Here is a 7,654-nt window from a genome sequence, read left to right on the forward strand (position 1 = left end):
CCCGCTGCGCGGCATCTACCGCGAACAACCCACCATCATCGAGATCATCAGGCACACCCCATCATCGCGTGTACCCGGCAATCAGCCGTGCACCCCGATCGGTGTGTTACTGACCCACGCTCCTAGGCAGCCTTATGAGAATCGCGCTCGCCGCCGTCATGATTGCGCTGGCCAAATCTTCCGTCGGTTTCGCGACCCCGCGTCCGAAGGCTGCGAGACGCAGCCCTTCGCGCAGTACTGCGATGGGCGCCATCGGGCCGAATCCTTCTGTTCTCTCGTCTTGGGGGTCTTCGGCTCGTCGGCGGCGTGAGCTTGACCGGCCGGCGTATCGGTGTCGGGGTCGTGGCCCGCTTCTTGCGGTCGGCCAGCTTTCCCGTGAAGCTGGCCAGGCTGCGCGGCCTGGGTTGTGCCGCGATCAAGACGCCGCCTGGTCGTCGGCCAGCACCTGACCGAGCAGGGCACTCCAGCTTTCCATGAGGCGGCTGCGCGGGTCGACGGTGAGTTGAGCACTGGTTGTCACGATTGGGATTTAACTACTTGGGCGTGCAAGCCACTTGCCAGTCTGGCTTGAGAACGCCTACCAAAGTCGTTATTCAGCAGTACTTTTCGGCCATGTCAGACACCACGACCCCGGCCTGTGATGGCGGGGGTCGTGGTGATGGGCGGACGGGCGTGTCGTGGTGTCGGCCGGCCTCAGCCAGGTACCTGTACAGCGTTGCGCGCCTCACCTTGAAGGCTTCGGCAATCGACGGAACCGGCTCACCGATGCACAGGCCGCGCAGCGCGATAAGTGTTCCCATATCGCGCGGCACGCGTGACGCCTCCCAGACCACCATGACGTCGCCAGGGGTGACGATCCGGCACAGCCGCTCGAAGCCGGGCCGGTCCTTGGTGGCGTAACGGCTGGCCGAGCGGTCGTTGTCGCAGATGACCTCGGCCACCGGACAGCCTTCGCGCTCGCAGGTGGCGCGGCACTCACGCTGTTGCTCTAACCGATCGGCCTTTGGCCTTATCACTAGAAATGCGGGTGTAGACGATGGCCCGAAGGGTGTCGGCGCTGGTCGCGGCGGCGTTTGACCGACGGCTCATAAAAGCCTGGTTTACAACTATTAATCACGCCTTCGACGTTTGCTATTACCCCTGCCTGGACTCGACCCGTGGACGACCGTTCGGTCTGTACATGCACGGCAACCAGGGCACCGAGGGCGCCGAACGGGGCGTCACCGCCATCACGACCGGCCTGGGGTGGGTGAAAGCCGCGGAGTACGTGCTGGTGTCGGGCAAGCCGAGCAAGGACGACCTGCAATCGTGCTGGGAACTCGGCGCGACCGTGGCTGCTCAGTTGATGGACTGACCTACTCAAAAGCCGGCTGGAACGCCCCGGCGGGCTGGGCCAGGGCCAACGCCGAGCTGGTGCCGATCGGTCCGTGCCGGTCGAACAGTGTCGCGCTGCCGGTGGCCACACCGGCCGTGCCGTAGTGGCTCTGAGCCGCGAGCCCGATGTATTCGCCGTCGGGCAGCCGGCTCGCGGTGATCGTGTAATCGGCGTTGATGTAGCGCAATCCGCCAGTGCCCCAATGCGTGAGCGAACTCGTGACATCGCCGACGAATGCCAGGCGAACCAACGGGGTGAGCGGGTAGCCGTGCACCATCGGACGGAACAACCGCGTCCACGCGAACTTCTGGGAATGCGACTGCTCCCACTCGCCCGCGGCGATGCCGGGACTGCCCTGCAGGGTGGCCCCGTATCCCCAGATGAGAAACGGCATGTCCGCGGGGAAGCCGCCGGATCCGGTAGGCAACGGCGGCATCTCCATCGGCGCGGACCACACCTCCCCCTCGGGGTGTTCACCCCGTCGCAGGAACAGTGCGCTGGCCCGCGCGACCGTCCTCCCGTTCTGCACCAGCGAGCCGTCGACAAGCTTGATGCGACGGCCTTCCCGCGATACCGAGGTGTGAATCTGCACCGGCTCGAGCAGAACTGGGCGCAACAGGTCGACCGTGAGGCGGGCCGGCTGAAGGTCAGCGTCGATGCCGGATTGCTCTATTCCCCAACCCAACAGCCCGCCGACGATCTGACCGCCCATGCTCGCCCCCCACGGTCCCCGCGTCATCACGCCCGGCAGGTAGGAGTCGCCGTCGACAGTGAAGAACGCCTCGGGCGTCACGGCGGAGTCGTCGATAGTCACCGCCATCACGATAGGACACCGGATAGTGGGGTCCGGGGACTAAGGTCCCTGGCCGAACGCGCGGTGGCGGAGCAGGCTTGCTACCCATGCCGACTTACAAAAATCCGCGCGTTCGAGATTTGGTCCGGAGCTTCAACAAGCGTGTGACCAACCCGGCTGAGATGGCTCTCGCGGGCCATCGTTATTGGTATGCGGCGGTGATCGAACACACCGGCCGCAAGTCAGGAAAACGGTACCGGACCCCGGTCGTCGCGCTCAGGACCGACGACGGAATTTTGGTGGGGCTGCCGTACGGCTCCGGCGTCGACTGGCTGCGCAACGTGCTCGCCGCCGGATCCGCGACGATCACCGACAAAGGGCGCACTTACAGCGTTGTGCGGCCGGAGGTCATCGACGCGGCCACCGCTGAACCCCAGCTTTCGGCGAGGTGGCGCTGGATCTTGCACGCATCTAACGTCGACAGCTACGTCAAGTTCGCGCTGACCTGACCGATTGCCCTACGGTTTGTGGGTACACGCCGATGGGGTGACGGGAAGGAACGGGACATGACCCAAGTGACCGAGATCCCGCGTGACCACAACCCCTTCCCGGCGACCGGCGTGTCCCGCGACGCCAAGGGCATTCCACACTACGAGAAACTTCCGGCCACGCTGCTGGAGATGCTCGCCGAGCATGTCGACAATCGCCCCGACAGCGAAGCCGTGGTGGAACTCGGCGCCGGCCGCCTGACGTACCGGCAGCTGTGGGACCGCGCGGCGCGGGTGGCCGGTGGGTTGCGTGCGGGCGGCCTGAAACCGGGCGACCGGGTCGCCGTGCGTTACCCGGCGGGTATCAACTGGGTGCTCGCATTCTGGGGCACGGTGATGGCCGGTGGCGTTGTGGTGGCGGTCAATACGCGCTCCGCGCAACCGGAGGTCGAGTTCGTGCTGTCCGACTCCGGTGCGCACGTGGATCTGGCCGCGGATACGCCGTTGCCCGACGGCCAACCGCACGTAACCGAGCAACTCGGCCGCACCGGCATTGCCGCGCTGTTCTACACGTCGGGCACCACCGGTCACCCCAAGGGTGTGCCGACCACCCACGAGGCCTTCCTGGCCAACACGGAGAACTCACTGCGGTGCCTCGGACTTTCCCGCGACGTCGGTGAGGACCTGCGCACCCTCATCTCGGTGCCGCTGTTCCACGTGACCGGTTGCAACTCACAGCTTTTGGCCGCCACTCGGCTCGGGGGCGCATCGGTGATCATGCCCGCGGTCAACTTTGACGCGTTGATCGCCGCCGTGCCTGAGGAGCGAATCTCGCTCATGGTGACCGTTCCGGCGCTGTACGCGCTGTTATTGCGGCACAAGGCATTTCCCGGCACCGATGTTTCCGGTGTGCGCTGGCTGGGCTACGGCGGCGCGCCGATCGCCCCGTCGCTGGTGCGATCGGTGAAGGATGCGTTTCCGCACGCCACGGTGTTCAACGGGTACGGCATGACCGAGACCGCCTCGCTGATGACCGTGCTGCCCGACCATGATGCCGTCGAGCATGCCGACTCGGTCGGATATGCGGTCCCCTCAGTGGATCTCGGCGTGATCCCGTTCGGGGACAACGAGCCGGGTGTGGGGGAGTTGGTCACGCGCGGCGCCAATGTGACTGCCGGCTATTGGAATCGGCCGGAGGCCACCTCGGCCACCTTCGTGGACGGTTGGCTGCACACCGGCGACGTGGTTCGCGTCGACGCCGCCGGTCGGGTGCACATCGTCGACCGACTCAAGGACATCATCAACCGGGGCGGTGAAAACGTCTCCAGCGTCGCGGTCGAAGCGGCGCTGCTGTCGGCCCCCGACGTCGCGGACGCCTGCGTGCTGGCAGTGCCCGACGAGGTCATGGGAGAGAAGGTCGGAGCGGTGCTGTTCGGCGAGCACATCGACGTCGGGGCCGTGCTCGAACATTGCCGCTCGCAGCTCGCCGATTTCGAGGTGCCGCAATACGTCACCATCGCCACCGGTCCGCTGCCGCGCAACGCCGGCGGCAAACTGCTCAAAGGCACGCTCCGCGAACAGGTGCAGTGGGGCGAGCCGCTCCGATGAGCGCAACGCTGCTGATCGCGAACCGCGGCGAGATCGCGCTCCGAATCATCCGCACCGCAACCGAATTGGGCATGCAAACGGTTGCGGTCTACGCCGAAGACGACGCCGAGAGCCCACACGTGCACGCCGCCGACGAAGCGATCGGATTGCCCGGCACCGGCCCCGACGCCTACCTGGACCAGGCGGCGGTGCTGGCGGCCGCCAAAACCTCCGGCGCCGGAATGATTCATCCCGGATACGGGTTCCTGTCCGAGAAAGCCGAATTCGCCCGCGCCTGCGCGGCGGCCGGGTACACGTTCGCCGGCCCCGACCCCGAGGTGCTCGAGCGGGTCGGCAACAAGTCCTCGGCCCGCGCCGCCGCGATCGCGGCCGGGGTGCCGGTGCTGCCGGCGACCGAGGGGCCGAGCAGCGTCGAAGACGTCCGCGCGTTTTTCGCCGCGCACGACGGCGCCATCATGATCAAGGCGCTGGCCGGCGGCGGCGGCCGCGGAATGCGGAAGGTGAACAGCGCCGATCAGATCGACGACGCCTACCGCCAGTGCGCAGCGGAGGCGCAACTCGGCTTCGGCAATCCGGCGTTGTTCGCCGAGGCGCTGCTGGACGGCGCGCGGCACATCGAAGTACAGATCGTCGCGGCGCCCGCCGGGCATCAAACGCATGCGCTGGCTCTCGGTGACCGTGACTGCAGCATCCAGCGCCGTTATCAGAAGCTCGTGGAAATCGCTCCTGCCCAAGACCTTTCGGACGCACTACGCCGCGGCCTGCATCAGGCCGCGGCCCGGCTGTGCGCCAGAGTCGGTCTGCGCGGGCTGGCCACCGTCGAATTCCTGGTCGCCAGTGAAAAGGACGGGGCGAAGTTCGTCTTCCTCGAGGTGAACCCGCGCATCCAGGTGGAACACACCGTCACCGAGGAGACCACCGGGGTGGACCTGGTGGCTGTTCAGCTGGCCATCGCCGGAGGCGACTCCTACTACCAGCTGGGCTTGCCGGCCGGAATCGCCTCGGACGGCAGCGAAGTCATCGGCGAGCCGGCCGCACGACGGGGTATCGCGATTCAAACCCGGGTCAACATGGAGACTTTCGCCGCCGACGGGTCCGTCCTACCGGCGACCGGCACACTGACGATGTTCTCGCCGCCCAGCGGCCCCGGAATACGCGTCGACACCTACGGACGTCCCGGGCTGACTCCCAGCCCGCGGTACGACTCACTGCTGGCAAAGGTCACCACGCACGTGCGCGGCTCGGAGTTCCCCGCGGCGCTGCGCAAGGCCGGGACCGCGCTGGCCGATTTCGGCATCGAGGGCATTCGCACCAACATCGGGTTCCTGCGAGAACTCTTATCGGACAGCCAGCTTCAGTCGGGTTGGGTGACGACGGGTTTCCTCGACGAAATGTTCCGCGAGTTGGCGGCCGGGGCGCTGTCTCACCAGCACGACACCCGGATCGCGGCGGTCGAGCTGTATCCGGGTGAGGAAGCGCTGCGTGCGCAGCTGGCCGGCACGGTGGTCGAGTTGGCGTCCGAGGGCGCCGAATTCGCACCCGGCGATCAACTGGCGGTGCTCGAGGCGATGAAGATGCAGCATGTGCTCGTCGCGCCCGATGCGCTGCGGATCCTCCGGAGCCTGGTGGTCATCGGCCAGGTCGTCGGAACCGGGGACCCGCTGCTGGTTTTCGCCCGCACCGGCGCGGGTGCCGACGGCGAATCCGTCGCCGCTGCGACAGATCTTGACCGGCCACGCGCCGACCTCGACGAGGTTACCCAGCGCCACCTGCTCACCCGCGACGAGGGCCGTCCGACCGCGGTCACCAAGCGGCACAACCAGGGTCGCCGCACCGCCCGGGAGAACATCGCCGATTTGGTCGACGACGGCAGCTTCGTCGAATACGGCGCGCTCGCCATCGCTGCGCAGCGCAGCCGGCGCTCCGAAGAGGACCTGATCGCCAACACCCCGGCCGACGGCCTGGTCGCCGGCCTGGCGACCATCGGCGGCGACCGCTTCGGCCCGGCGGCGGCCGAGGCCGTCGTGGTGTCCTACGACTACACCGTGCTGGCCGGGACGCAGGGCATGCGCAACCACGCGAAAACCGACCGCGTGTTCGACCTGGCCGCCCGAAAACGTCTGCCGGTGGTACTGTTCGCCGAGGGTGGCGGTGGCCGGCCCGGGGACACCGACGTCGGCGGGCACGCCGGGCTGGATGTGCCGACCTTCCGGGTGCTGGCCGGCCTGAGCGGCCAGGTGCCGTTGGTGTCGATCGTCTCCGGCCGTTGCTTCGCCGGCAACGCCGCACTGGCCGGGGTGTGCGACGTGATCATCGCGACCCCGGACGCCAACATCGGGATGGGCGGGCCGGCGATGATCGAGGGCGGCGGCCTCGGGGCGTACCCACCGGAGGCGATCGGGCCCATCGACGTGCAGCGGCACAACGGCGTGGTGCACTTGGTCGCCCGTGACGAGGCGCACGCGGTCTCGCTGGCCAAGCAGTATTTGTCGTACTTCCAGGGCGGCTTGCAGGACAGGGAAGACTGGGAAGCCCCGGATTCGCGACTGGCCCGGCATGTGGTGCCGCAGAACCGGTTACGCGCTTACGACGTCCACCGGGCGATCGAGTCGATCGTCGACGTCGGCTCCGTGCTGGAACTGCGCCCCGACTACGGGGTCGGAATCGTCACCGCGCTTGTTCGTGTCGAGGGCGTGGCATACGGGCTCATCGCCAACAGCAGTCACCATCTCGGGGGCGCGATCGACGCCGAGGCGGCCGATAAGGCCGCCGACTTCCTCGGCCTGTGCGAGTCGTTTCGGTTGCCGGTGATCTCGTTGTGCGACACCCCGGGGTTCATGGTGGGGCCGGACGCGGAAAAAGAGGCCGCCGTGCGCCGGTTCGGCCGGATGTTCGTGCTCGGCGCGCGGCTGACCGTGCCGCTGGGAATGATCATCCTGCGCAAGGCTTATGGGCTGGGCGCGATGGCGATGGCCGGCGGCTCCTTCCACGCGCCGCAGTTCACCGTGGCCTGGCCCACCGGGGAAATCGGCGGCATGGGCCTGGAAGGCGCTGTCCGCCTTGGCTTCAGCAAGGAACTGGCCGCGGCGGCCGATCCGCTCGAGCGCCAGAATCTGTTCGATCGACTCGTGGAGGCGGCCTACCAGCACGGCAAGGCGCTGCGGGCGGCCACCACGTTTGAACTCGACGACGTCATCGACCCCGCAGCGTCCCGGGCCTGGATCGCCAGGCTCCCGGAACGCTGAGGGTCAATGAACTGTTTTATGCGTGGCCGGAGCCGCAGCCGACGCCCGGCAGACAACCGGTGCCACCGGGCACGCCGCCCGGACCCGCGTTCTGCCCGCCCGAGCCGCAACCGACGCCCGGGACACAACCCTGGCCGCCCGGACC

5 protein-coding genes and 3 pseudogenes are annotated in these 7,654 nt (G+C 67.6%); 5 read left to right on the top strand and 3 right to left on the bottom strand.

Translation table 11 applies throughout. The features are described from left to right. A pseudogene (locus tag ACLP9N_RS17650) lies at positions 1-310 on the top strand (hypothetical protein); the annotation flags it as partial. Between the two features lie 283 nt (positions 311-593). Here ACLP9N_RS17650 and ACLP9N_RS17655 read toward each other — a convergent pair. Next, positions 594-941, bottom strand: coding sequence for a recombinase family protein (locus tag ACLP9N_RS17655; RefSeq protein ID WP_442408636.1), 348 nt, complete (start codon positions 939-941; stop codon positions 594-596). A gap of 167 nt (positions 942-1,108) precedes the next feature. On the opposite strand from ACLP9N_RS17655, the pseudogene ACLP9N_RS17660 reads away from it, so the two are divergent. Then, positions 1,109-1,354: pseudogene (locus tag ACLP9N_RS17660) on the top strand (flavodoxin family protein); the annotation flags it as partial. A gap of 1 nt (position 1,355) precedes the next feature. On the opposite strand, the gene ACLP9N_RS17665 reads toward ACLP9N_RS17660, so the two are convergent. Continuing rightward, a complete protein-coding gene (locus ACLP9N_RS17665) occupies positions 1,356-2,189 on the bottom strand; it encodes a thioesterase family protein (RefSeq protein WP_442408637.1) in 834 nt (277 codons plus the stop codon). Positions 2,190-2,332: 143 nt separating this feature from the next. Here ACLP9N_RS17665 and ACLP9N_RS17670 point away from each other — a divergent pair, with 143 nt between their 5' ends. Genes ACLP9N_RS17670 through ACLP9N_RS17680 form a run of 3 tightly spaced genes read left to right on the top strand, consistent with a single transcriptional unit; the run spans position 2,333 to position 7,509 of the window. Continuing rightward, complete coding sequence (locus tag ACLP9N_RS17670; protein ID WP_442408638.1) at positions 2,333-2,677, top strand: nitroreductase family deazaflavin-dependent oxidoreductase; 345 nt, start codon at positions 2,333-2,335, stop codon at positions 2,675-2,677. A gap of 57 nt (positions 2,678-2,734) precedes the next feature. Next, the gene (locus tag ACLP9N_RS17675; RefSeq protein ID WP_442408639.1) at positions 2,735-4,264 is read left to right on the top strand and encodes a class I adenylate-forming enzyme family protein; all 1,530 of its coding nucleotides are present in this window, start codon (positions 2,735-2,737) and stop codon (positions 4,262-4,264) included. After that, a complete protein-coding gene (locus ACLP9N_RS17680) occupies positions 4,261-7,509 on the top strand; it encodes a carboxyl transferase domain-containing protein (protein WP_442408640.1) in 3,249 nt (1,082 codons plus the stop codon). Before ACLP9N_RS17675 ends, ACLP9N_RS17680 begins: the two co-directional genes overlap by 4 nt. A gap of 16 nt (positions 7,510-7,525) precedes the next feature. Here the strand turns inward: ACLP9N_RS17680 and ACLP9N_RS17685 are convergent. Further along, positions 7,526-7,654: pseudogene (locus ACLP9N_RS17685) on the bottom strand (PE-PGRS family protein); the annotation flags it as partial.

It is taken from the genome of Mycobacterium sp. (assembly GCF_052144515.1).
Taxonomy (GTDB): Bacteria; Actinomycetota; Actinomycetes; order Mycobacteriales; family Mycobacteriaceae; genus Mycobacterium.